Below are 25,911 nucleotides of genomic sequence, written 5' to 3'. Positions count from 1 at the left end.
CATGATTGAACTTAGTATCTTTCATCTGGAAAGTTCTATTCATATCCAAGAATATTTTCTCTAAAGTGGCAAGATTTCTATCTGAGTCCGCCATTTTAAGTAGTCTTAAAAAAGGATAAACACTCCAGTAATCCTTTCTTATAGAATTACCCTCGTCTTTGAATAATGAAACATTTTCCATTTTACATTTATGTTACAAACACAAACGATTGATTGATTAAGATACTGAGTTTTCCTCTTCTCTCACAGAGTCGTGAAGCCCTTTAACCATTTCAAATGTAATATGAAGCCATTCATCTTTTTTAAGTCCCTTTGTATGAATGACCATCTTTAGTCTATTCCCATCCATACCGAGGCCAACATTCCTACGGTATTTATCACTAATCTTAAAGATCTTTTGCCCATCAATCTGACTTGTTCCACTTTCTGATACATAAATAGCAATCTCTTGTTTCGACTGCTTAATGGTTTCCACCGCAGCCGTTTCAGCATAGATCTTTAACTCAGATACTTGGAATAGATTATCTACTTCTTGAGGATAGTCCCCAAATCGGTCGACCATCTCTTCCTTTAACTCTTCAATGTCATTTATCGTTGTCAGACCCCGGAAACGTTTATACATTTCAATTTTTTGATGTCCATCTTGAATATAACTGTCTGGAATATAGGCATCTATTTCCAAATCGAGTTCAACCGATGGCCGTTTCTTTTGCTCATGATCGGGTTGTCTTTCCTCAATCGCCTCTTTTAACATTTGCGAGTATAAATCAAATCCAACTGAATCAATGAAACCATGTTGTTCAGCACCAAGCAAATTACCTGCACCGCGAATGGATAGGTCACGCATGGCAATCTTAAAGCCTGACCCAAGCTCAGTGAACTCCTTAATAGCCTGAAGCCGCTTTTCTGCTACTTCCGTTAACACCTTATCTTTCCGATAAGTAAAGTAAGCATAGGCAACACGGTTTGAGCGTCCTACCCGACCTCTTAATTGATAAAGCTGGGACAGTCCCATTTTATCTGCATCGTGAACAATCAGCGTGTTTACATTCGGGATATCAACACCTGTTTCAATAATGGTTGTGCTGACCAAAACATCGAACTCCCCCTCGAGGAATCCAAGCATCACCGATTCTAATTCATTTTCTGTCATCTTCCCATGGGCATGAGCCACCCTTGCATCTGGGACAAGCATGGAAATTTCCTCTGCTTTCCGCTCAATGTCTTCTACCCGGTTGTAAAGGAAATAAACCTGCCCATTTCTTGCAAGTTCTCTTTCAATTGCCTCACGCACAAGTCCCCCATTATACTCCATCACATAAGTTTGGACAGGGAAACGATTTTCAGGTGGTGTTTCAATGACAGATAAATCACGAACACCTAACATGCTCATATGAAGTGTCCTTGGGATTGGCGTTGCCGTTAATGTCAGAACATCGACATTGGTTTTTAACTGTTTGATTTTCTCTTTATGTGTTACACCAAACCGCTGTTCTTCATCGATGATCAGCAACCCTAAATCTCTGTAAGTAATATCCTTAGAAAGAATTCGGTGCGTTCCTATGACAATATCAACTGTACCTGCTTTTAAGCCCTTAATGGTTTCATTTTGTTGCTTTCGAGTTCGAAAACGGCTTAAAAGTCCAATATTGATTGGATAGTCCTGAAACCTTTCACGAATTGTTTCATAGTGTTGCTGAGCTAGGATCGTCGTAGGGACGAGCAAGGCCACTTGTTTGCCATCTGCTATTGACTTGAAAGCAGCCCTAATCGCTACTTCAGTTTTCCCATACCCAACATCGCCACAAAGAAGACGGTCCATTGGTCGTTCATTTTCCATGTCTTTTTTGATTTCATGAATGGAACGAATTTGGTCTTCTGTTTCCTCATAAGGGAAGGATGTTTCAAACTCTCTTTGCATGTCGCCATCTGGAGAAAATGCATATCCTCTGCTCGCTTCTCGTTCGGCGTAAAGTTTGATTAGGTCATCTGCAATGTTTTGTACTTGTGATTGGACTTTATTTTTGACCCTTTTCCAATCGTTTCCGCCAAGCTTATAGATTTTCGGCTCTTTGCCCTCGGAACCTACGTATTTTTGAATTAGGTCTATTTGCTCAACAGGGACGTAAAGCTTATCTGTCCCTTGATAGCGAATATTAAGATAATCTTTATGGACACCGTTGATGACTAGCGTCTCAATCCCAAGGTATTTCCCAATCCCATGATTTACATGGACAACATAGTCGCCTACCTTGAGCTCAGAGTAGCTTTTGATACGTTCAGCATTGGAAAGCTTTTGGCGACGCTTCGTCCGCTTCGTCTTTTTATTAAAAAGTTCTTCCTCTGTGATTACTGCCATTTTTTGGATTGGCATTTCAAACCCAGAATTAAGACTACCTTGAATAATCTGTGCTCTTTCAGGCATGATTGGGTCTGTATTCGGGACTCGAATTGCCTCTATCTCATAATCCTCTAAAACTCGCTCTAGCTTATGTGTTCTTTCTTCATCTGGTCCTAAAAGGATGACGGTATAATTCCCTTTCTTCCATCGCTCCATCTCTGCTTTTAATACATTCATTTGACCATGAAAGTTTTGCATTGGCTTACACGAAATATTAATGATATTTTGCGGATTGGTACTCGGAACATGTCTTAAAAACAAACTTGAGTAGACAATCGGCCGCACTGATTGTTGCAATAAATCCGGAAGATGGAGAGAGAGTTGCAGATCATGGATAATTTGCCCCTCACCTAAAAGGCTTGTATACCATTCTGCTTCCTCTTTGTTTAATGATTCATTCATTTCTTGGACTCGACTAATTTCATCAATAAAAATAAATCCATCTGTATTCAGGTAATCTAGCAAACTTTGAGGTTGTCCATAGGCGATGGACAAGTATTTAAATAATTGATCTGGCTTCTGTCCATTTTTTAACTGTTCCAGCTCGTGTCCTATATTTTGAATAAGTTGATTTTTTGCCTTTTCATCTTTAAGCTTTTTAAGGCTTTTTGCTAAACCTGCTTCCAGTCCTGAAATTAATCTTTCAAGCTGGCTGGACTCTAGTAAATTCTCAGTAGCAGGGCCAATGATGACCTTAGTTAACTTGTCTTTAGAGCGTTGATCCTCTAACGAAAATGAACGGATAGAATCGACCTCTGTATCAAATAATTCTATACGATATGGATCTACCGCCGTTAATGGATAAATATCAATAATCCCGCCTCTAACACTGAACTCACCAGGAGCAGAGACAAGCTCAGAACGCACATAGCCCATGTTGACAAATTGGTTTAAAACCGTTTCAACATCAATTTCTTCTCCCACAGAGAATGGGATTTGAAAACGCATCCACAAATCCTTAGGTGGCAGAATCTTTTTAAAACCAGCCATAGGAGCAATAACAATTCCTCGTTTATTGCTGGCCAAATGGTTTAAGGCTTCAATACGTTGAGCCTTTAATTCAGGCGAAGAAATACTTAACTCGGCAGCAATTAATTCATTCGCCGGATATAAGTAAACATCTGATTCCCCGATTAAACTAACTAAATCATCATAGAGTTTTTGTGCCTGTAACAGATTATGCGTTACGACAAGTATCGAACGATTTGTATTTTCATAAATTGAGGATAAAAAAACAGTTCTTGCTGAACCGGACAGGCCAGCTACAAGTTGTTCCTTTAAGCCTACTTCCATTCCAGAAACAACAGAATGGACATCATCCTGTTGACGAAAAAGAGCTTTCAGCCCTTGCATTCCAACCTCTCCCTCACTAAGAAATGCTCCAGACCTTATATGGCACTGGAGCTAGATCAACTCTAGCTAAAAATTTATCATAAACTAGTTTTACATAGAAACAGAAAAATGCCTTGGAACAATCGTCCAAAGCGTGTCAGTGAATTAGATAGTCATTTTCATGGTAGCTTGGATTTCGCTCATACGATTCCTGACAATCCTCACAGATTGACTTTATCTGAATGTCACCATTGCTTTCATAGCTTATCATATCATGGCGTTCCTCATCTGTCAGCTTATGGAAACCTAGACTTTCACTTTGGACCGATAATCGATCTAATGTACCAATTGTTGTTCCACAATGACGGCAGTAATAATGCATAGCCATGCGTGTCCCTCCCTAATCATCCTGTTATGCCTATTATTTACGGATTTGGGAGAACTTATTCATATGCATATTCTATGTGAGAAACCAGTTTATATGTTATTGATTATATTCATTCATCACTTGAAGAAAAGGAATATCCATCCATGCCTCACATGCTTCACATGACCTTTGAACGGCTTTATCCATTTCTATTTGTTCCTCTTTTGAAAACTTCCCAAGAACATAATCTGTTATTGGCATTCTGTTTTGCGGACGACTGATTCCAACCCGAATACGCTTGAATTCCTGTGTTCCTGTGTGCGCAATCGTGGAACGAATTCCATTATGTCCACCAGCACTCCCTTTTTGCCGCAATCTAATTTTTCCTGTTGGTAAGTCCAAATCGTCATAAATGACCAATAAATCATCAAGTTCGATATCGTAATAACTCATAACTGCCCCAATTGACTCCCCAGATAAATTCATATAGGTCAATGGTTTCAATAAGATAACCTTTTCGCCTTTTACAACTCCCGCTCCGAAAATCCCTTTAAACTTCGCTTGACTCAAAGGAATATTCAATCGTTCTGAAAGTTGATCAATAACTTCAAAACCAATATTATGTCTCGTTTTTTCATATTGCTTTCCTGGATTCCCTAATCCTACGATAAGCTTCATGTTATTCCCCACCTTATCCTGGCGCTATCATTCTTATTACTATCTTTAAAACAAAGACGTAACCCATAAGGTTACGTCTATTTTACTAGCTTTCAGTAGTTGGTTCAGTTTCTCTACCTTCTTCATTATCAGGATGTCCCGGTTCTTGTTCTTCACCAGAGTTGATTTCTTCTTCCTGTTTCGGTGGAAGGATTGTAACCAACACTAAGGAGTCCTCATCATTAATTGTATAACTTCCACCAGAGTTCTTCAAATCTCCGACCGTTAAATTTTCACTTACTTGAAGATTTGAGATATCTAATTCAATAGACTGTGGAATATTGGCTGGTGTCGCAGTGATGGAAAGTTCATGAACAGCCTGCTGCAACACGCCCCCATCCTTAACTCCTGGAGCTTCGCCAACGAGAGCTAACCTTACAGTAGCCGTTCTTTCTTCTTTCATATTCACTGCAAAAAAGTCAGCGTGTAAGATATCTCCTTTAATCGAGTCTTGTTGATAGTCGCTCAACATGACATCGGTCTTGCTTCCTTCAACATCAAGTGAAATGATTCCATTTCTGCCCACTTCACGAATGGTTTTAATAAACTCGATACTATCAACATATACGGGCTTACTCTCCATTTTGCTTCCGTAAATCACTGCTGGGATATTCCCTTCGGCACGGAGTCTATTTAGACTCGATTTTTGACTATTATTACTACGACCACTTGCTTTTAATATAGCACTCATTCATATGTCCCCTTCCAACTACATATTTAGACTTATCATTAAAAAAATGCCCTAATAACGATAAATCTAAACGTATGAATTGGTTGGAATAAGAGAAATAGAAGAAGGCTGGCGTTACGCAAGCCTTCCCTAATACTGTAAATGTCGAACCTTATGTAGGGTAATTATGCCCTGTTAAAAGCAGTTGTTGATTTCCGCTCCAGGCACGAGCGGTTCGCGGGCAGTCCGGGAGCCTCCTCGTCGCTTCGCTCCTACGGAGTCTCCCTTGGCCTTGCACTCCCGCAGGAGTCTTCGTGCCTTCCTCTCCAATCAACGGTTCATAATCACCATTTCACATTAAAATAGCTATTAATTAAATAATGTACTAACAGATTGCTCCTCATGAACGCGGATGATTGCTTCTCCTAGTAGCGGGGCAACTGATAGTTCGACGATTTTATCGATTCTTTTTTCCTCTGGAAGCTCAATTGAATTTGTTACGACCAATTCCTTGATTTGCGAGTTTTGAATCCGTTCAATTGCTGGTCCTGAGAGGACTGGATGCGTACAGCATGCTAGTACTTCAACAGCGCCATTTTCTACAAGGGCATTTGCTGCTAGCGTGATGGTACCTGCTGTATCAATAATATCATCAATTAGGATTGCCGTTTTCCCTTCAATGTTCCCGACGATGTTCATAACTTCAGCCACATTCGGTCTTGGACGCCGTTTATCAATAATGGCAATTGGCGCTTTTAATCGCTCAGCCATTTTCCTTGCTCTTGTTACCCCACCATGGTCAGGGGAAACAATGACAATATCCCCAGTAAATTCACGGTTGCTAAAATGATCGGCTAGAATCGGAACACCCATTAACTGATCCGTTGGAATATCAAAGAAACCTTGAATTTGCGGCGCATGTAAATCTAGGGTAATCACGCGAGTCGCTCCGGCCGTTTCTAGGAGGTTCGCTACTAATTTTGAAGTAATAGGTTCTCTTGCACGTGCTTTGCGGTCTTGGCGTGCATAGCCATAATAAGGAATGACGACATTAATCGTTTTTGCTGATGCACGTTTTAAGGCGTCAATCATGATTAAAAGCTCCATAATATGTTCATTAACTGGAGCACTCGTTGATTGAATGACATAAACATCACAACCACGGATACTTTCCTCAATATTAATTTGAATTTCTCCATCACTGAATCGGTCAACTGAACATTTTCCTAGTTCTACACCGATTACTTTCGCAATTTCTTGAGCGAGTGTTTTATTTGAATTAAGGGTGAATACTTTTAAGTTTGGGTCTAAATACTGATTCGTCATTATGGAACCTCCCAGTTATTTCTTTGAATTTAATTTCCCTGTATAGTCTTCCTTATTCACTTGACGAGCTCTCGCAATAGCCAGACCCTCTCCAGGAACATCATCTGTTATGGTTGATCCTGCAGCTACATAAGCGCCTTTCCCAACTGTTACTGGCGCTACTAGATTCGAGTTACAGCCGATGAAAGCTCCGTCTTCAATTTTAGTTAGGAACTTATTCTTACCATCATAGTTTACCGTAATGGTGCCACAGCCTATATTTACATCACTACCAACTTCCGCATCACCAATATAACTAAGATGGGAGGCCTTGCTTCCTTTTCCAAAGACAGCTTTCTTAATTTCAACAAAGTTCCCGATTTTTACTTGATCATCAATTTCTGATTGTGGTCTGATATGAGCATATGGACCGATATTTACCTCTGAACCAATCTTGCTATTGAAGGCTGAGGACTGACGAACTACTGTCTCATTGCCAATTTCACAATAACTGATTTCACTATTAGGTCCAATGACACATTCTGTGCCAATAACCGTTTCACCAGAAATGATTGTGCCAGGATAAACAATCGTATCGGAACCGATTTTTACATCTGGTCCTATATAAGTATTTGCTGGGTCAATCAATGTGACACCATTGCGCATATGTCCTTCATTGATTCGCTTTCTCATAATTCTTTCCGCTTCCGCTAATGCTACTCGATCATTTACACCCAAAGTCTCTTCAAAACTGCTGGTTACGTAGGCAGAAACAGTTTCACCTTGCGCTTTTAATATTTCTATCACGTCCGGCAGGTAATACTCACCTTGCACATTATCATTGCCGACATTATTAAGTGCCTCGAAAAGAGCTTTATTATCGAAACAATAGGTTCCAGTATTGATTTCATTAATATTTCGTTCTTCTTCAGTAGCATCCTTATGTTCAACAATCCTTTCAACGAGAGCTTGGTCATTACGAATGATTCTCCCATAGCCTGTTGGATCGGCTGCACGTGCTGTTAAGATGGTTGCCTTTGCACTTGTCTCTTCATGATGGCGAAACAATGCTTCCATCGTTTCTCCTTTAATTAGGGGCGTGTCTCCACATACAACGATTGTTGTCCCTTCCTTGCCTGCAAGCATTTCTTTTGCTTGTTGAACAGCATGTGCTGTTCCCAATTGCTCCTCTTGAAGAGCATATAGACTTGACTCACCGAGCTGAGCCTTCACCTTTTCAGCACCATGTCCGACAATCGTCACGATTTCGTTTATATTAAGACTTTTAACATGATCTACTACGTGTTGAACCATAGGCTTACCGCATACAGGATGCAAAACCTTATATAATTTCGATTTCATTCTTGTACCCTGTCCTGCTGCTAAAATAATGGCATAACGGTTAGACATTTACAGGCCTCCAATTTACCTTTTTATCCATTAAGAATATATCCTAAAATACGAATCATTTCAACAAAGTATAGAAGAATGGGGGTATTTTGTATGATTAATGGGTCTTATTACAGAAAAAGTGAGGAAAATAGGTTTATGGGTTTAGAGTAGGGGGTAAATAAAAATAAAAAAGAGCCATACTTGTGAGTAGGCCCCTGATGAAAGAGAAATTTCTTATCTATTATGCTCCTGCTTCTTCAAACTCAACTTCGAGTTCGCCTAGACGATGGTACTCTGCCAATACAGCATCTTGAATCTTGCCGCGGGTACCAGAGTTAATTGGATGAGCGATATCCCTAAATTCACCATCCGGTGTACGCTTGCTTGGCATTGCAACAAAAAGTCCATTGTTTCCATCGATGACACGAATATCATGTACTACGAATTCGTTATCAAGCGTGATAGAAGCAATTGCCCTCATCCGTCCATCTGTATTCACACGGCGCAATCTTACGTCAGTTACTTCCATTACGTTCACCACCTTCAACAAAGATAAAATTCTAGTTAACTTATTCAACAGGCATTTCTATAATCCTTCTTTTGAATAAAATAATTTAAAAAATTACCTCAATTTATAAAATGATAGGAAAATAAACCTACCCCTCACTTATTTTCAGGTATAAAGCCCCATTGACTTTATCGATTATATACAAAGATTGTCGAAATTAATCATATAAATTTTAAATAGTATGAGAGTCCGCGTAAAAGAATACTGCTGACTTTTATAACGTTGATTGAAGCGGAAGGCACGAAGACTCCTCGAAAATGAACTGCACATTTTCTCGTGCGTGGGCAAATTCAAGGATGTAACTCAGTGTCCTGCGGGAGCGCAAGGAAGCCACTGAAAAAGTATTTTGAGTAGAACCGAAGTGGAGTAGGACCAGCGGATCAAAATGAATTCAAGGAGAAAACGCGAAAAAATCACCAATGGTACCGTTTTTTGATTTCGATTGCAGTTTGGTCACTTTGAACCCATCAATGTGACCGTTTCTCTGATTTCAGTTTCAGTTTGGTCACATTGAATTAATGGATTAGCCAATACCCTCTTCAAAAAGTAGATGGAACCGAAATCACCCAGAAAAACCAATTAATAAGTCCGTAGTTATCTCTGATTAGGATTAGGTAGATATTTACTTTTCGGTGGTCTCAGTGCATGGTCAAGGGAGACCTAGGTTGAATTGGTCCGCGCGAGGGACCAATTAACCCCGCAGGAGCGAAGCGACGAGGAGATTGAAAAGCGGAAGCGCCTTGTTCAGCCCAGACAAGCGCTGGAAGGCCGGCATATGAAGTCGTTCTTTGACTTCAACTGACGGACCATGAAAAGCGGAGGCGACTGCCCAGGAACGACAAGCATAAGACGCGCCCTGTAAGAAGGTGTTCTTTACCTTCTGAAAGGGAGTGGCTTATGACTCGATTCCCTAGGAGCCGGAGCTAGACTAGAAGCGATTCGAGGGGCTAGGCGCTGGAGCTGGACAGGCTCCGGACTGCCTGCGAACCGCTCGTGCCTGGAGCAGAAATCAACAGCCCTATTTGAAACCGCAAAAAAGCGCTCGTTTATTTTACGAGCGCAATAACTTCGATTTCGACAAGTGCATCTTTAGGAAGTCTAGCAACTTCTACACAAGATCGAGCTGGTTTATGAGTATTAAAATATTCGCCATACACTTCATTCACACTAGCAAACTCATCCATATTTTTAATGAAAACTGTTGCCTTTACAACCGTTTCTAATGAAGCTCCTGCTTCTTCAAGAACGGCCATGAGATTTTTAAATACTTGGTGAGTTTGCTCCTTAACATCCCCTTCCACCATGACACCATCTGCTGTAAGTGGAATTTGACCAGAGCTATAAAACAAATTATTCACGATAATCCCTTGTGAATATGGACCTATCGCCGCAGGTGCTTTAATTGTTTGTACAGTTTTCATTTTCTACACACTCCATTATTAGAAATTAATGCGGGAAAAAAAGTTTCCCTCACTTACGCTAATTGTTTTTTCCCTAACATTTACATTAGAAAGACGGACAAGAGAGATATAGTTATCTACTAGTCTTTCCTCAATTTCTTCTGATTCCACAAGAACAGCAATCCCTGCTACGGATGCTTTAAACTCTTGAAGTAAATCAATCATGCCGTTAATGGTTCCGCCTGCCTTCATAAAATCATCTACGATTAAGACTCGTGCGCCTTCAGAAAGACTTCGTTTAGAAAGCACCATGGATTGTATTCTTTTAGTCGAACCCGAGACATAGTTAATACTAACAGTTGAGCCTTCTGTCACTTTGGGATCCCTTCTAACAATAACGACTGGCACATTTAAAAACCCTGCCACGGCATAGGCAATTGAAATCCCTTTTGTCGCAACAGTCATGACTGCATCGATATCCGACTTTGCATAGGCCGATGCAATGACCCTGCCCACTTTTCTAACGATTGTTGGATTGCCAAGGATATCATTCAGATATAAATATCCTCCTGGCAACAGACGTTCAGGACTTTCAAACACATTGCAAAGTTCCTCTATTAACGCTACTGCTTCTTCTTTTCCCACAAGGACATAGAACTTTACCCCTCCAGCTGCCCCTGGAACAGTCTTCAAAATCCCAACCCCACGTGTTTCAAAAGTCTCCTTGATAATTCCTAGGTCCTCACTAATAGAGGATTTAGCTGAACCATACTTCTCTGCGAAGTAGGTAAGGGGGACCAATTCGCGGGGATGTTCGAGCAAATAATTTGTCATATCAATCAAACGTTCGCTCCGCCTAAATTTCATTACGTACCTCCCAAAAAAACCCGAATATTATAACATTAATATATCACTAATGTACGGGTTTATACAAGAGAGTCTTTAACTATCAATCAATAGTATGCCGTTCTCCTAACATTCTAACTGCAAATACTTGATCACAAAACCCTCTTAAACCATTATAAATTCGATGCATACGTGAATCATGCTCAACCAGACTAAAGACGGTCGGTCCACTGCCACTCATCAGAACTGCATCCGCACCAAACCGTTTCATTTGGTCTTTGATTAGTGCGACCTCAGGATGAAGATCAAGTGTAACCTCTTCTAATACGTTTCCTACATGATCGCAGACTTTTCTAAAGTCTTTCTCCTCAATGGCACGAATCATCTCATTGGTGTTTGGATGATTGATTCCTTCAATTTGCAAACGGCGATATATTTCTGCAGTTGATACTCCAATAAATGGTTTCGCCAAAACCACCCAGCAGGTTGGGGGAGCAGGAAGCTGTTGAATGATTTCACCTCTCCCAGTTGCCAAAGCCGTTCCACCATAAACACAGAAGGATACATCCGAGCCAATTTCCGACCCTAGTGTTGCTAGCTCGTCAATGGATAGGCCAAGCTGCCAAAGTTTATTTAAGCCTCTTAAGGTAGCTGCTGCATCACTACTTCCGCCTGCTAAGCCAGCAGCAACCGGAATGGTCTTTTCAATGGCAATTGAGACCCCTTTTTTCACATTGAACCGTTCTTTCAGCAAACGAGCGGCTTGATACGCCAAGTTTCGTTGGTCATCTGGAACAAATCGATTTTGTGAATTTATCTTAATGGTATCTTTATCAAGCAAACTCATCTCGATTCGATCAGCTAAGTCAATTGTGGTCATCACCATTTCAACCTCATGATAACCATCCGGTCGCTTATGTAAAACGTCCAGCGACAAATTTATCTTTGCTGGTGCTTTTATTAAAAGCTTCAATCCTTCCACCTACTTTAAAAAATTCAACGATGTCCATTTTTTGTCCTATTTTACCATAAAAAACTCAAAGGAAGAATTTTCGGGGGAATAAATCCTGAAGTTTCTTGTTTTTGACACTATTTCTCATTAAATTGTTTGTTTAAATAAAATAAAAACCGGAGCATATGCTCCGGCCTCCTGCAGTGACATTGTTTGATTTTTATCTTGAAGGCGAATTGGTGCAAGCTTCGCTTGACCTGTTCGAAAAGTTATCGCTTCTGATTCATGAGCTGCTGTTCCGCAAGTTCAACGGCCCGCTTGACCATATTCCCTGCGTCTCTAGCTTTAATTCCTCCCCAGCCTTCCCTTTGGACGACATCGTAGAAACCAAGTTCTTTCGCAAGCTCTTCTTTAAAAGCATCAGACATAATTCCTTTTCGTCTGCCCACGAGAAACCATCTCCTTTCGCCACTGCATTATGATTAGTATGAATAAATTCAATCAATCCATGTAATCCTAATTTATCCAGAGACCAGAAAAGCGCAAGCGCCTTGCCCAGGGGCGACAGGCATAAGACGAGCTGGCGAGAAGGTTGTTCTTTAACCTTCTTGACGGATTGTTCGAAATGCGGAGGCGCCTGTACAGGGACGACAAGCATAAGACGCGCCCTGAGAGAAGGTGTTCTTTACCTTCTTTCAGGGAGTGGCTTATGTCTCGAGTCCCTAGGCGCTAGAGCTGGACAATTATCAAAATAAAAACTTATATACTTATTTTTTACACAACAAAAAAAGCAGTAAACAATTGTCCACTGCCCGGTGTGCCTCTAGTATTAACTTAAAGCAACATTTCCCGCTGCATCTTCATAGAATGTAATTTGTACCGTTTCCGTTAAAACATCTGCATAGCTATATGATACCCGTTCAAAAGAGTTTTCCTCTTGGTCTAGTTCAATAACAAAGACAGAGGGATAGGTTTCTGCTAAAATACCTGAACGTTCAATTGTCTTTCTGCGTCCGCCATTCGCCTTCAGCAAAAGCCTTTTGCCTAAATTTGAATCAAGAGCTTTTTTAATGTCCAATAATGTTTTTGGCATTCGGTCCACCTCACTATGTCAAGTATAACATACTGACACCATTTTCGTCAATTAAAAACATAAATTATAACAGGAGTGAAAAATAAAAGTCAACATATTTCATTCTTCATTTTCTTCTATTTTTCAACAATGATAGCATATCCTGCATCTCAGAATTTTATGTATCTTTTTTGAAAAAAGCTTTGTACATATTGCCCATTGATTATCGCTCGATTCGATATTACAATCTGAATCCGTCCTGAAAAAAAATAGCCGCTAAGATAGCGGCCTAATCCATTTCATCCGGTTTATTGAGTGGCATTCCAACTCTTAGTACTCCTCTTGTTTCAATTCCACCTAGGCCTTTTTCACCTGTTAATGTGTTTCTGAGTACATCCCACACATGCATTCTTTCAATAAAAGGGGTAAAGCTTACTTTTGCAACGATATAAACGGGATCAAGTGCATGAATGTTCACTCGGCCTGGGGAACTTGCAAAGTTGGCACCAGCCTGAATTAAGGATTCAAAATGCGATTGGCAAGCTCCAGCAAAAATAACGAGCTGATCGAGGTGAGGAACCTTTTTCCTTGCTTCACGAACCGTTTGAACAAAATGCTTAGAATGACGGTAGGCATTTATATCTTCCATCTTGCCTTTCGACTTCGAATAAGCATCATGTCCCGTAATGACAAGGATGTCTGGCCTGTAGAAATCAAGCAGTTCATTGATTTTATTTGGCATCTCTTTTTCATTACAATGAATTCCATATACAGGAACTCCTACTCGCTCATAAAGGGCTAGGCACTTTTTTAAATAGTTGGGATCTCCATCAATATGGAGCACTCTACCCGGCATCTGGAAGTATCCGCTATTGTTGCTATATGAATCAGTCACCTCAAATTCTTGCTTTTGCCTAAGTAATTCAACATCTTGTTGAAAAAGAATATAAGACTGCTCCTCACGGGACCGGCTCTCAGCGCTTATTTTTTGTCGTTCACTTTGCTTCACTTTTACTAGATCTTCGTAAGGCGCATCCGCAACTAAGCGGAAATCTTCACCATACAAAACAACCATTTTTACCCCATTTTCTACTCTTATATCAGTTACCCGAAAAATAATATCACAATTATATGAAATCCTACCTACTATATCCATGAGTTTTATACTCACTGTCTTCACTCCAAAAAGGCTTTGCCTGAGGGTATTGTTCTTCTTTCTTAGGCTATGCAGATAGCTTTGGAAATGTGAAGTAGAGGACATAAAAAAGCCCTGTATAAACAGAGCTAATCATTCAATCAGTTAAATATTGGGTATAATGCATCACTCAAACGGCCAAATTCTTCAATTGAAAGTGTTTCTCCTCTTCTAGACTCATCAATTTCAACTTCCCTTAAAGCAGAGATGATTTGTTCTTTGTTTTGTTTCCCATTCGGCAGTTGGCTTGTCAGATTATTAAGGATGGTCTTTCTTCTTTGAGCAAAGCTAGCCCTTGTTACCTGGAAAAAGAAATGTTCATCTTTTACAATTACAGCCGGCTTCTCACGAACGGTTAATCGGATAACAGCTGAATCGACATTTGGTTGAGGAATAAAAACCGTTTTTGGCACAATCATGACTGTCTCCGCAACTGTATAATATTGAACAGCGATGGATAAAGAACCATATTCCTTTGTTCCAGGCTTAGCAGCAAGCCTGTCAGCAACTTCCTTTTGAAGCATACCAACAATGCCGCGGATTGGTAGCTTCTCCTCTAATAGCTTCATCAGAATAGGAGTCGTCACATAATAAGGTAGGTTCGCCACTACCATAATATCGTCGATTCCTGCTAATTCCTCATTGATATACTGCTGAACATCCGCCTTTAAAATATCTTGATGGATGACCTTAACATTTGGATAGGGCGAAAGTGTATCAGCGAGAATCGGCAATAAGCGTTGATCAATTTCAAAGGCCATGACCTTCTTGCTTCTTCTTGCTAGTTGCTCTGTTAATGCGCCAATCCCTGGTCCCACCTCAATTGCAGCAGACGAATCAGTTAAATTAGCATGGTCAACAATTCGATTTAGGATATTGGTATCAATTAAAAAGTTCTGACCAAGACTCTTTTTAAAAGAAAAACCATATTTGTCTAGGATTTCCCGGGTTCGTACCGGCGTTGCGATATCTTTATGCATTCTCTTCCTCCTGTCTTATTACATTCATTGCATCGGAAAAGTCACCTACACTTATTTGAAACATCATCAAACGTTTATGTAACTGCTTCCCATTCGTATAACCGATTTTTAGTATCTTTCCTAACTTCTCACGTCTATCTTTTGCTCCTTCACCAGCAATCAAACCAGCATCGAGCAAATCTTCACGGGTAATTTCCTCCTTAGCACTATCATCCATGAATTGTGCATCTTTTAACGCTTCACGGATCACCTCTGGTGTGGCATGTTCAACCCCTAAACCACGCCCCTTTTTCGGCACAGCTTTTTCCTTTGAGATAAAAGCATGCTTACAACCTGTTACCTTCTCGGCGATGGTTTTACGAATTTTCTCCCCTGGGAAATCAGGGTCCGTAAACACAATAACTCCTCGAGTTTCCTGAGCCCTTCGAATCATTTCTATTGTATCCATGCTAATGGCTGAACCATTAGTCTCAATCGTATCAGCGTTGACGGCATTTTTTATCGCTATTGTATCATCTTTTCCCTCAACAACAATTACTTCTTTGATTTTCATAAAAATTATCTATTCCTCCGTAAAAAATAAAAAAAATCTGAAACATTTTTGAAATATTTCCGTCTATATATATAATAAGAATTTTATTTAAAGTACATTCATTCGAATGAATAACCGATAAAACACTCTTAGACGCTTTACATATTATACCTTAATTCAAAAAAATGAAAAATGCAGAGGATATCCTCCCCTGCATACAATGACTATTTTACTATTTGTACTTTAACACGCTTTGTCCCCCACTGGTATGCTTGGGACTTCGAAGGGAAAAATACATCGATTTTATTCCCTTTGATCGCTCCTCCTGTATCAGAAGCTGTAGCATATCCATATCCTTCAACATAGACCTTTGTTCCTAATGGAATAACACTTGGGTCAACAGCGATTACTTTAGCATTTGGGTTAGCCTTTAAATTCACTCCAGTAGCGGTTATACCAGAACAACCATTACAATTTGCCGTATAAGCAGTAGAGTTTACATAAAATTCTGTCCCACCGGCAGTTGATGCAGATTTTGGTGCTGACCTTGAAACCTGGGTAGCAATTACCTTTGTTCCCATGGCTACAACCTTATCCTGCTTGTCTCTTACCTTAGTCTCGCTTACTAGCTCTCTGGATACTTCCTTGCCGTCTTCTAAGATTACTTCATATTTTTTTTCCGTCAGACCTTCTTGGCCATTTGTTACAACTTTTTGTTTACCCTTTTCCAGGCTTTGATCATTTTTCGTAACTGTTGCATATTTGATTGGTTCTTCCACTACATCGGTGACTTTTTCTACTCGAATTACCTTAACTAAGGTATCACTAGAAACTGTTTCTGTAAGTGCTGGTTCAACTCGGTCCAAATCCTTGAGTTCGATTCCTTGTTGTGATAAAAAGTCAGCGACCGTAGTCGAAGTAGACCATTCTTCTTGTTCTTTTCCGCCAACTACTACTTTTACCGGGAAAGCTCGTTGAATGTCAATTTCCAAATCATCTTTTATCTCTGTATTTAGGTCTGGGGTTAACTTGTCGTGTTCCTTCAGAACAATTTGCTGTTCTTCAAAAAACTCTTTAATCGTGTCTGAAGCCGTCCAATAGGTTTTCTTGCTCTCATCATCTACCAACTGTACCTGTTTTGCAGGCTTCCACTCAATCTCAAGGTTATTTTGCACCTTAGTGTCTGCCGCGACTGAAAGATAGTCTTCCTCGCCAAGAGAAATTTCTAGATCATCAAATAGATCCTGAATCGTGTCTGCATGCGTTTTAATGATTTTTTCTTGGCCGTCTAGTGTCAATGCAACGGTATCTTTTGTCCCTTCATAAAGAAAGTAACCAAGAACACTTATGAACACTAGCAAACTAGCAGAAAGGATAGCCAGTTTTTTCTTACTCAAAGACTTAGGTAACAGGTTTTTCATATTTTGGGTCGCTATGAAAAACGCCTCCTTTTCTCGAGTGATTATATAGATTATACTGCCGACGTGTCAACCCAAATACCTTCCCCCGATTATATCCACCATTATGCAAGATGTTTCTTGAAAAGGGAAGTAGGACTTGTCGACACGGTTATCCTATGTAACAAAGAATTGAGGTAGAACCTACGAGTTTAAATAAAAATAGGACAAACCTTTTGGTATATCGACAGCATTATCTATCACTTTATGTCGAATAATTTTTTGGCATTTTCTGTGGTTGCATTAGCCACTTCATCGTAAGAAATTCCTTTTAGCTCTGCAATCTGTTCAGCAACTAGTTTGACATAAGCAGGTTCGTTTCTTTTTCCACGGTATGGATGCGGAGCTAAGTACGGACAATCTGTCTCAATCAATAACCGATTGAGCGGGATCGCCTCAGCTACTTCCTTTGGTTTTTTTGCATTTTTAAAAGTAACAGGTCCACCGAGAGATATGTAGAAGTTCATGTCCAAGCATTCTTTAGCTGTCTCTACACTTCCACTAAAACAGTGCATAATTCCACCAACTTCAGCTGCACCTGTTTCCTTTAGAATCTCAACGATATCAGAGGTTGCTTCTCGATTGTGAATGATGATTGGCAGTTTAACCTCTTTGGCAAGCTGGATTTGCTTTTTAAAAACCTCTTTCTGAATTTCCTTTGGAGACTTGTCCCAGTGATAATCCAATCCCATTTCTCCAAGAGCAACCACTTTCGGGTGTCCGGAAAGTTCTCTCAGCCACTCTAGGTCTTCTGGTTTCATATCAATAGCATCAACTGGATGCCATCCCACACTAGCATAAATAAATTCATAGGTCTCACAAAGCTCCATTGCTTTCGTAATCGTTGATCGATCAAAACCGACAACAACCATTCTTGTGACACCCTCCGCTTGGGCTCGGTCAATAACCTCTTGTAAATCTTCGTTGAATTGCTCCGCATTTAAATGCACATGCGTATCAAATAGCATTAGAAAAACTCCTTTTTTACTAGGGTTGAGAATAATAACATGTCTGTCTAGTTATATTCTACCCATCCTAATAAACTATTCTAATGCAATTTGCAATTTATGTCCTTATTTTACTTTAATTTGTGATTTCCAAATATGGGAAGACGAATAAGGACACAAAATTTACTTAATAATTTGACAAAATCATAACGATTTTCTATACGTAAAATCAACTGTATTTCAATAAAGTAAACAAAAAAACATAGAAATGTTACACATGAAACATTTCTATGTTTTATTTGAAATATAGTTTTCAGATAATTTCCCTTGTCAAAAGGGCATTTAGCCTATTTTACTCTAGCTCCTAACGGGAGTGATTCAGCGATGGTAGCGAGGGATAAATCCCCGTCTTTTGAACCGGCTAAAATCATACCTTCTGATAACTCACCGCGTAATTTAACAGGTTTTAAGTTGGTCACACAAATTACTCGTTGTCCGACAAGTTCTTCAGGCTTATAATGTTGTGCAATTCCGGAGACAACCTGACGCTTTTCATATCCTAAATCTAGCTGAAGCTTCAACAATTTGTCCGCCTTTTTCACCGGCTCTGCATGGATAACTTCAGCAACACGAAGTTCAACCTTCATAAAATCGTCAATTGTGATTTCCGGTAAGGTTTCCGGCTTTTCCTCAACAACAGGAGCAGGACTACCTTGCATTTTTTCTTTTATAAAGGCTACTTCTTCTTTCACTTCTAGACGAGGGAAGATTGGCTCTCCTTTTTGGACCTTCGTGCCATCTGGAATCCCTCCAAATGTTTCGAGGCTTTCCCAGCTAGTTAAACTATCCTCAAGCACATTTAACTGTGTGAAGATTTTTTTAGGAGTCCGAGTTAAAAATGGCTGGAGGAGAACCGCTGTTTGCCTTAATGATTCAGCTAAATGAGCCATTACGTTTCCTAATGCTTTCTGATTAGCCTCATCCTTCGCCAGTACCCATGGCTGTGTTTCATCGATATATTTATTAGTCCGGCTAATTAACTGCCACACAGCTGTAAGGGCAACGGAAAACTCCATCTTCTCCATTGCTTCTTCATATTTCCTTACTGTTTGTTTGCTCATTTCATGAAGCTGTTGGTCAAATTCACCTTCGGAACCAGTGTAAACAGGAATGACCCCATCAAAATAGCGATTAATCATGGCCACTGTTCTGTTTAAGAGGTTTCCTAAGTCATTCGCCAAGTCAAAGTTTACTCTCTCGACAAATCCTTCAGGAGTAAAGACACCATCTGCCCCAAATGGTACTTCACGAAGCAAGTAATATCGAAGTGCATCTAGCCCATAACGGTCAATTAATGTGACAGGATCCACCACATTTCCTTTCGATTTCGACATTTTTCCATCCTTCATTAACAACCAACCATGCGCAAATACCTTTTTAGGTAAAGGAAGATCTAGAGCCATTAACATGATAGGCCAATAAATCGTATGGAAACGGACAATTTCTTTTCCTACAAGGTGAACATCTGCAGGCCAATAGTTCAGGTACTTCGAATCATCATCAGTCCCATAACCAAGAGCAGTAATGTAGTTGGATAAAGCATCAATCCACACATAAATCACATGCTTAGGGTCTCCCGGAACTTTAATTCCCCAATCAAAGGTAGTCCTTGAAACAGCCAAGTCTTCAAGGCCAGGTTTGATGAAGTTATTAATCATTTCGTTTTTTCTTGATTCAGGCTGAATAAACTCTGGGTTCTCCTCATAAAACTGAAGAAGCCTGTCCGCGTATTTGCTCATTTTAAAGAAGTAAGATTCTTCCTTCACCTTTTCAACAGCACGGTTACAATCGGGACAATTTCCATTGTCGAGCTGACGGTCCGTATAAAAGGATTCACAAGGAGTACAGTACCAGCCCTCGTATTGATCAAGATAGATATCTCCTTGCTCCACTAAGCGTGCAAATAGCTTTTCAACTACCTCTTTATGGCGGTCTTGAGTTGTACGAATAAAATCATCATAAGAGATATCCAGTTTCCCCCAAAGTTCTTGGATGCCTGAAACAATCTCATCAACATATTGCTGAGGTGTAATGCCTTTTTCTTCTGCTTTCCTCTGAATTTTTTGACCATGTTCATCCGTTCCGGTCAAAAACATCACATCATACCCACGCATTCTTTTATAGCGAGCCATTGCATCTCCTGCAACCGTTGTGTAGGCGTGTCCGATATGCAAATTCCCACTTGGATAATAGATTGGGGTGGTTAGGTAAAACGTTTTTAATTTTTCCTTCATAAAACTACCTCCTAGACTAGAGAACCAAATCATTCTAATTCATTATTATACAATTCTTCTCCAAGGTTTTCCACGTTGTCGAAGTATTTGTCGAAATTTGTCGAAATAAGAAGAATCCCACTTTTTTATTACTATTATAATGATAATATTTGTCAATGATCCTTGTCACCTGTTTTTCACTTTGGATATGTTTGAAACACGGTGTTAACTCCATTTAAGTAGATTGTTAATATTTTCTAATACTAGAAAAAATAAAATAATTGACGTATTTGGGAATGGCTGGTATTATTAGGTTTATAAAAATAAATGTCGAATTATGACGAAACATAGAGAAATATATATGGAGAGAGGGGAATATTTACTCATGAAATCTACTGGTATTGTTCGTAAAGTTGATGAACTTGGTCGCGTAGTTATTCCAATTGAATTAAGAAGAACACTAGGTATTGCAGAAAAAGATGCTCTAGAAATTTATGTTGATGATGATCGCATTATTTTAAAGAAATATAAGCCGAATATGACTTGTCATATTACTGGTGAAGTTTCTGACAACAATATTTCACTTGCTGGTGGTAAGTTGATTCTAAGCCGTGAAGGTGCAGAGCAACTACTTTCAGAAATTCAAAATTCATTTGAGCCAGTTAAGGCTTAAATCTTAAGCATCTCCTAAGTGGAGAGGCTTTTTTTTTTTAGTTAGGCTCTTTTCTCAAACTTTGCTGCTTTTGAAGATAAAAGATAATTGAATTGAGCTAATTCTAATCTGCAGAAAACTTCAACTTATGAGAAAAGAGCTTGCAAACGTATTTCGAACATACTAACTAGGTTTTCTTACGTTAAAATCGGCTCTTGAGTTTTAACATCATTCTTTACAAAAACAGCCTTAATTTAAAATGCCTCAGCGCCCAGTTACTTGTGAACCGGGCGCAAATGCCTTTCTTATTGTCCAACTCCAGCATCCAGTGACTAGTGGACTTCACTTAATGGGTACTCCGCTTTCTCTAATCAATATGGTAGGCTTGGTAAATATCTCGTTTATTCATCTCTCGATCAATAGCTGTTTGTTTAATAGCTTCTTTAGATGTCATCCCTTGATTCTCAAGATAATGATCTACATGTTGTTCTATACTTAAACTTTCCCACCAAGTAGCTCCTTCATCTGTTGCCAATCCATCTCCGCCTTCGACAATTAGACAAAACTCTCCTCTAATCTCACCGTTTTCTACCCAGGTAACTGCTTCACCTATAGTACCTCTAATAAATTCCTCGAATTTCTTCGTTAATTCCCGGCACAATACAATATTTCTATCTTTTCCTAATATATCACTCATTAAAACCAAGGTTTCCTTGAGGCGATGTGGAGATTCATAAAAAATTAACGTCGCAGACTGTTTAGTTAACTTCTCTAATTCCTTCCGCTTTTCTTTTTTCCCTCTTTGCAAGAATCCATAAAAATAAAAGGGCTGTGGTTGAATACCTGATGCAATCAAAGCTGTTAAGGCCGCATTAGCCCCAGGTAATGGAACCACCGTTAAATCCTTTTCAATTGCAGCTCGAACAAGTTCGTAGCCAGGGTCCGAAATAGTTGGCATTCCAGCGTCACTCACGAGAGCCACTTTTGCCCCTTCTTTCAGCTTCCCAATAATTTTTTCCCCACTTACCTCTTTATTGTGTTCATGATAGCTTGATACAGGCGTCTCAATTTCAAAATAGTTACAAAGCTTTTTCGTATTTCTTGTATCCTCTGCTGCAATTAAAGTAGCTTCTTTTAAAATTCTAAGGGAGCGGAAGCTTATATCCTCAAGATTCCCTATGGGTGTCGGGACTAGATACAAAATTCCTTTTTCGTCCTCACGTTCAAAGCTTTTTTGCTGTTGCATCATCTTCACCTAGCTCTCTATGTAAAAGGTTCTTTTTTCTTGTACTCTCACTACCATATAAAATTTCTCTTAGCTCTGGTGTGTATTCATTTTCTTCATTATAGACAATAAGCGGTTTTTCAATCTTTAAGTCTGGACTACCATCCTTAATGGCTTCAATCAGAAGAGTATTTGCTTCTTTCCCTTGTTTTGGGTAGACAAATTGGACACGCTTCGGCTCGAGACGATATTTTCTCATTAATTCAATGATATCAATTAATCTCCCTGGACGATGGACAAAAGCAACTTTACCTCCTTGTCTGACTAGCTGACTTGAGGCTTTAATGGCGTCTTCAAGTGTGCATAGAATTTCATGTCGTGCTATCGCCAAATGTTCATTTTCATTGATTTCCTTTTTTGCAGGCGTTGGAAAATATGGCGGGTTACATGTCACAATATCAAATTTCCCAAACCCTAAGCTCTTGGGCATGTCTTTTAAATCGCCATGAATCATTGAAATGCGTTCTTCTAGCTTGTTGTATTGTATACTTCTTACCGCCATATTATAGAGTCTCTCTTGGATTTCAACTCCTATAACCGATCCTTTTGTCCTTGTACTTAGAAATAGTGGAATGACTCCATTCCCCGAACACAAATCAATTAATTTTCCCCTCTGGATCGGGACATAAACAAACCTAGCGAGCAGAACAGCATCTAGGGAAAAGGCAAAAACAGATGGACTCTGGATAATCCGTAAGTCTTCTGCTAAGAGAAAATCCAATCTTTCATCACCTATAAGTTCAATCATATAGTTCCTCCAAATTGATTAAAGTAAATATTTTATCGGATGAGTTTATTCTTTCTAATTTTATTGTTGTCTAAAGGGGGATGTTGTTTCCACTCCAATCAACGTTATGTAAAATTATCTATGTTCTTTAAACGATCATCTTATAAAAAAACCTTCCCACGAAGGAGAAGGCAGCCAATTATTTTTTATTAAGAAAAGAAAGGCAGAACATGCAATCTCCTTCTTTACGAAGGCTTCCAAAGTTCAGATTACAAATATGAAACCCTTCCTGATAAAGACGGGCAAGGTTATCATAGCCTTCACCAATGTCCAATGAATTTCGTGATTCATTGTTAGGCTTTCTGCCCTTTACTGGCTTGTTTTCTTTCTTTTCTGTTGTTTCTTCTAGACGGCGTCTTAGATGTTCATTTTCCAGCTTTAAAGAGTTATTTTCTTCGAGTATTTCTGCCAAATGCTGCTTTAACTCACCCAGCTGAACATAAAGATTTCCGATTTGCGCTTCCATATTACTGACTGAGTCAAAGATTTCTTTTTTATCCACCTTTTCCACCTCATTAATCTGTGGATGATTGTATTGAAACGGCGCCTTCCTTCAGTACTTCATCAAGTGTATATTCGAGCACTCGTCCCTGACTAGGGAATTCAACCTGCATCACATGCTGTAAAATATTCAAACCTACTACTTTCCCTCGTCCATTAGGAGTTTCAATGAACTCACCAAGGTCAGGTAGCAATTCTTTTGCCGACTCATAATTGTCGTTTTCATATTTTAAGCAGCACATTAAGCGACCACAAAGTCCTGATATTTTCGTAGGGTTTAGAGAAAGATTCTGGTCTTTTGCCATTTTAATCGAAACAGGGTCAAAATCCCCTAAGAACGTAGAACAGCATAACATTCTTCCACAAGGACCAACTCCACCAAGCATTTTTGCTTCATCACGTACGCCAATTTGGCGAAGCTCAATCCTTGTCCGAAAAATAGCAGCCAAATCTTTTACTAACTCGCGGAAATCAACTCTTCCATCTGCAGTAAAGTAAAAGATAACCTTATTACGGTCAAAAGTATACTCAACATCCACTAGTTTCATATCCAGTTGATGCTCATTCACTTTTTGACCACAAACTTCATAGGCCTCTTTTGCCGCAGCCTTATTCTCATCAACAATTATGCGATCCTTTTGGTCGGCAATTCGTACTACCTTTTTCAGAGGGAGGACAACATCATTTTCGCCTACTTGTTTTTTTGCGACAACTACCTTGCCAAATTCCACACCTCTGACAGTTTCAACAATAACAAAATCATCCTTTTGAATTGCTAGTTCTCCAGGATCAAAATAATATATTTTCCCCGCCTTCTTAAAGCGGACACCAACTACATCATACAAGTGAAGATCCCTCCTGCAATTTTAACACCAGCTCTTCCATTAAAAGCTGGGGATTCATATTGGCATGCAATTTCCGTTTTGCTTCTAATATTGCTGCCATCTGCTCAGTCAGACGCCGTCCAGATGTCTGTAGCGCATATTGCTCCAAGCGGGAACTTTCGCTTAGGGTTACGATTTGATCTCTCTTCCCAAGCTGGATATATAGTAAATCCTTAAAGATAAGAAGGAATAAATCCAATCCACGGTCAACTTGTTCTTTTTCTTTAAAGTGAGGAAACCAACTTTCCTGAAGTGTGACCATTGCTTCAAGAGAATTTTTTTTCAACACTTCATATAATTTTACCACTATTTTTTGCGCTTGTACAAACCAATCATTATGACCCATTTCCATGGCTTCATCCAGATTGTTTGTTAACTGTGCCAAGACTGGCGCCATTTGCGGGTTTATCCCTTGCTCCACTAATTTATTTTCCAAATTCTTAGGAGATAATGGCGTAAAACCAATAATTTGGCACCTTGATAGAATGGTTGGCAGTATCTGTTGTGCTTGTTCTGTTATTAAGATTGCCATGGTACCTGGGTAAGGTTCTTCTAGAAATTTTAGCAAACTATTGGCTGCATTGGTGGTCATTTTATCTGAATGAACTAGCATGTATAGCTTTTTCTTTGATTCCACCCCAGTTTTTGCAAATTCCTCCTGTAAGGCATGAATTTGTGCTTTTTTTATTGAAAGCCCATCCGGCTCAACAAGGTGAATGTCAGGATGATTCCCATGATTAATTCGTTTGCAATTCGAGCAAGCTTCACAGGGTTGGTATCCATCAGTCGGTTCATGGCAAAAAACACTTTTTGCTAGCAAGAACCCGATATCCTTCTTCCCTGTCCCCCTCATTCCTTCAAATAAATAGGCATGAGCAACTCTATCCTTTAATAAACTGTTTTTCAACATTTTTAGTACGATTGGTTGAAGCTGCTCTAGTTCTTCCCATGTTTTTGTCAATCTAGCATCACTCGCTTATCTATTATAGGGGTTTATTGTTGTTAATAATGATGAAATTGTTCAACTGGGAGAACAAACACCGTTGCTCCTCCTACTTCCACCTCTACAGGGTATGGGACATATGAATCCGCATTTCCCCCCATTGGTGAAACCGGTGCAACTAGCTGATCTCTCGATTGGCAATTGTCCTTTATAATTTGCAACGCCTTATCTACGCGAATATCCTCTGTTCCAATCATAAAAGTGGTATTGCCCGACTTTAAGAATCCACCCGTACTCGCCAGTTTGGTTGCTCGAAAATTATGGTCAATTAACGCTTTCGAAAGTCGATTACTATCCTGATCTTGAACGACCGCTAATATTAATTTCATCCTCATCCCTCACTTCACTTATTTGTCCGAATAATAGTTTAACCTTATTATAACAATATTTTAC

The 25,911-nt window shown here is 39.5% G+C and carries 25 protein-coding genes; 1 reads left to right on the top strand and 24 read right to left on the bottom strand.

Translation table 11 applies throughout. The annotated features are described in order from the left end of the window. Positions 1-217: 217 nt before the first annotated feature. From mfd to metG, 18 genes are all read right to left on the bottom strand, one after another. Positions 218-3,754, bottom strand: coding sequence for a transcription-repair coupling factor (gene mfd / locus LG336_RS00315; protein WP_404330654.1), 3,537 nt, complete (start codon positions 3,752-3,754; stop codon positions 218-220). Positions 3,755-3,890: 136 nt separating this feature from the next. Next, a complete protein-coding gene (locus LG336_RS00310) occupies positions 3,891-4,121 on the bottom strand; it encodes an anti-sigma-F factor Fin family protein (protein WP_404330653.1) in 231 nt (76 codons plus the stop codon). A 96-nt stretch (positions 4,122-4,217) separates the two neighbouring features. Beyond that, positions 4,218-4,778: an aminoacyl-tRNA hydrolase gene (pth, locus tag LG336_RS00305; protein WP_404330652.1), complete on the bottom strand. Its 561-nt coding sequence runs from the start codon at positions 4,776-4,778 to the stop codon at positions 4,218-4,220. A gap of 85 nt (positions 4,779-4,863) precedes the next feature. Beyond that, positions 4,864-5,508, bottom strand: a complete 645-nt coding sequence (locus LG336_RS00300; protein WP_404330651.1) for a 50S ribosomal protein L25/general stress protein Ctc — start codon at positions 5,506-5,508, stop codon at positions 4,864-4,866. Between the two features lie 348 nt (positions 5,509-5,856). Then, on the bottom strand, positions 5,857-6,813 hold the full coding sequence (locus tag LG336_RS00295) for a ribose-phosphate diphosphokinase (RefSeq protein WP_221870489.1): 957 nt from the start codon (positions 6,811-6,813) through the stop codon (positions 5,857-5,859). Between the two features lie 15 nt (positions 6,814-6,828). Further along, positions 6,829-8,202, bottom strand: a complete 1,374-nt coding sequence (glmU, locus tag LG336_RS00290) for a bifunctional UDP-N-acetylglucosamine diphosphorylase/glucosamine-1-phosphate N-acetyltransferase GlmU (protein ID WP_404330650.1) — start codon at positions 8,200-8,202, stop codon at positions 6,829-6,831. A 223-nt stretch (positions 8,203-8,425) separates the two neighbouring features. Next, positions 8,426-8,713, bottom strand: a complete 288-nt coding sequence (gene spoVG, locus LG336_RS00285) for a septation regulator SpoVG (protein ID WP_046525179.1) — start codon at positions 8,711-8,713, stop codon at positions 8,426-8,428. Positions 8,714-9,798: 1,085 nt separating this feature from the next. Continuing rightward, entirely contained in the window at positions 9,799-10,173 is a 375-nt protein-coding gene (ridA, locus tag LG336_RS00280; RefSeq protein WP_404330649.1) for a 2-iminobutanoate/2-iminopropanoate deaminase, read from the bottom strand. Between the two features lie 18 nt (positions 10,174-10,191). Continuing rightward, positions 10,192-11,019, bottom strand: coding sequence for a pur operon repressor (gene purR, locus LG336_RS00275; protein ID WP_404330648.1), 828 nt, complete (start codon positions 11,017-11,019; stop codon positions 10,192-10,194). 82 nt (positions 11,020-11,101) lie between these two features. Then, complete coding sequence (gene ispE, locus LG336_RS00270; RefSeq protein ID WP_404330647.1) at positions 11,102-11,971, bottom strand: 4-(cytidine 5'-diphospho)-2-C-methyl-D-erythritol kinase; 870 nt, start codon at positions 11,969-11,971, stop codon at positions 11,102-11,104. Between the two features lie 248 nt (positions 11,972-12,219). Then, positions 12,220-12,399 (bottom strand): small, acid-soluble spore protein, alpha/beta type, encoded by a 180-nt coding sequence (locus LG336_RS00265; protein ID WP_221870501.1) that lies wholly within the window; start codon positions 12,397-12,399, stop codon positions 12,220-12,222. A gap of 380 nt (positions 12,400-12,779) precedes the next feature. Next, positions 12,780-13,043 (bottom strand): biofilm formation stimulator Veg, encoded by a 264-nt coding sequence (gene veg, locus LG336_RS00260; protein WP_221870503.1) that lies wholly within the window; start codon positions 13,041-13,043, stop codon positions 12,780-12,782. A 268-nt stretch (positions 13,044-13,311) separates the two neighbouring features. After that, the gene (gene yabG / locus LG336_RS00255; RefSeq protein ID WP_404330646.1) at positions 13,312-14,193 is read right to left on the bottom strand and encodes a sporulation peptidase YabG; all 882 of its coding nucleotides are present in this window, start codon (positions 14,191-14,193) and stop codon (positions 13,312-13,314) included. A gap of 125 nt (positions 14,194-14,318) precedes the next feature. Beyond that, complete coding sequence (gene rsmA, locus LG336_RS00250) at positions 14,319-15,197, bottom strand: 16S rRNA (adenine(1518)-N(6)/adenine(1519)-N(6))-dimethyltransferase RsmA (protein WP_404330645.1); 879 nt, start codon at positions 15,195-15,197, stop codon at positions 14,319-14,321. Beyond that, positions 15,190-15,750, bottom strand: a complete 561-nt coding sequence (gene rnmV / locus LG336_RS00245) for a ribonuclease M5 (protein ID WP_404330644.1) — start codon at positions 15,748-15,750, stop codon at positions 15,190-15,192. The genes rsmA and rnmV overlap by 8 nt, the downstream gene beginning before the upstream one ends. A 203-nt stretch (positions 15,751-15,953) precedes the next feature. Next, entirely contained in the window at positions 15,954-17,150 is a 1,197-nt protein-coding gene (locus LG336_RS00240) for a ubiquitin-like domain-containing protein (protein ID WP_404330643.1), read from the bottom strand. 236 nt (positions 17,151-17,386) lie between these two features. Then, a complete protein-coding gene (locus LG336_RS00235; RefSeq protein WP_404330642.1) occupies positions 17,387-18,154 on the bottom strand; it encodes a TatD family hydrolase in 768 nt (255 codons plus the stop codon). A 326-nt stretch (positions 18,155-18,480) separates the two neighbouring features. Next, on the bottom strand, positions 18,481-20,427 hold the full coding sequence (gene metG / locus LG336_RS00230; protein ID WP_404330641.1) for a methionine--tRNA ligase: 1,947 nt from the start codon (positions 20,425-20,427) through the stop codon (positions 18,481-18,483). A 364-nt stretch (positions 20,428-20,791) separates the two neighbouring features. On the opposite strand from metG, the gene LG336_RS00225 reads away from it, so the two are divergent. After that, positions 20,792-21,079: an AbrB/MazE/SpoVT family DNA-binding domain-containing protein gene (locus tag LG336_RS00225; RefSeq protein WP_404330640.1), complete on the top strand. Its 288-nt coding sequence runs from the start codon at positions 20,792-20,794 to the stop codon at positions 21,077-21,079. 346 nt (positions 21,080-21,425) lie between these two features. Here LG336_RS00225 and rsmI read toward each other — a convergent pair whose 3' ends face one another. The 6 genes from rsmI to LG336_RS00195 form a co-directional block, all read right to left on the bottom strand. Beyond that, on the bottom strand, positions 21,426-22,304 hold the full coding sequence (rsmI, locus tag LG336_RS00220; RefSeq protein WP_404333059.1) for a 16S rRNA (cytidine(1402)-2'-O)-methyltransferase: 879 nt from the start codon (positions 22,302-22,304) through the stop codon (positions 21,426-21,428). Next, positions 22,282-23,091, bottom strand: a complete 810-nt coding sequence (locus LG336_RS00215; protein ID WP_404330639.1) for a tRNA1(Val) (adenine(37)-N6)-methyltransferase — start codon at positions 23,089-23,091, stop codon at positions 22,282-22,284. The genes rsmI and LG336_RS00215 overlap by 23 nt, the downstream gene beginning before the upstream one ends. 178 nt (positions 23,092-23,269) lie before the next feature. Further along, positions 23,270-23,632, bottom strand: a complete 363-nt coding sequence (gene yabA, locus LG336_RS00210; RefSeq protein WP_404330638.1) for a DNA replication initiation control protein YabA — start codon at positions 23,630-23,632, stop codon at positions 23,270-23,272. 13 nt (positions 23,633-23,645) lie between these two features. Next, a complete protein-coding gene (locus tag LG336_RS00205; RefSeq protein ID WP_404330637.1) occupies positions 23,646-24,476 on the bottom strand; it encodes a stage 0 sporulation family protein in 831 nt (276 codons plus the stop codon). Continuing rightward, complete coding sequence (gene holB / locus LG336_RS00200) at positions 24,469-25,476, bottom strand: DNA polymerase III subunit delta' (protein WP_404330636.1); 1,008 nt, start codon at positions 25,474-25,476, stop codon at positions 24,469-24,471. The genes LG336_RS00205 and holB overlap by 8 nt, the downstream gene beginning before the upstream one ends. A gap of 41 nt (positions 25,477-25,517) precedes the next feature. Beyond that, positions 25,518-25,847, bottom strand: coding sequence for a cyclic-di-AMP receptor (locus tag LG336_RS00195; protein ID WP_221870530.1), 330 nt, complete (start codon positions 25,845-25,847; stop codon positions 25,518-25,520). Positions 25,848-25,911: the final 64 nt, after the last annotated feature.

Source organism: Mesobacillus maritimus, from assembly GCF_044803185.1.
GTDB lineage: Bacteria > Bacillota > Bacilli > Bacillales > Cytobacillaceae > Mesobacillus_B > Mesobacillus_B maritimus_B.
The sequence above is the reverse complement of the archived record's forward strand: the minus strand, read 5'-3'. Positions and strand labels throughout refer to the sequence as shown.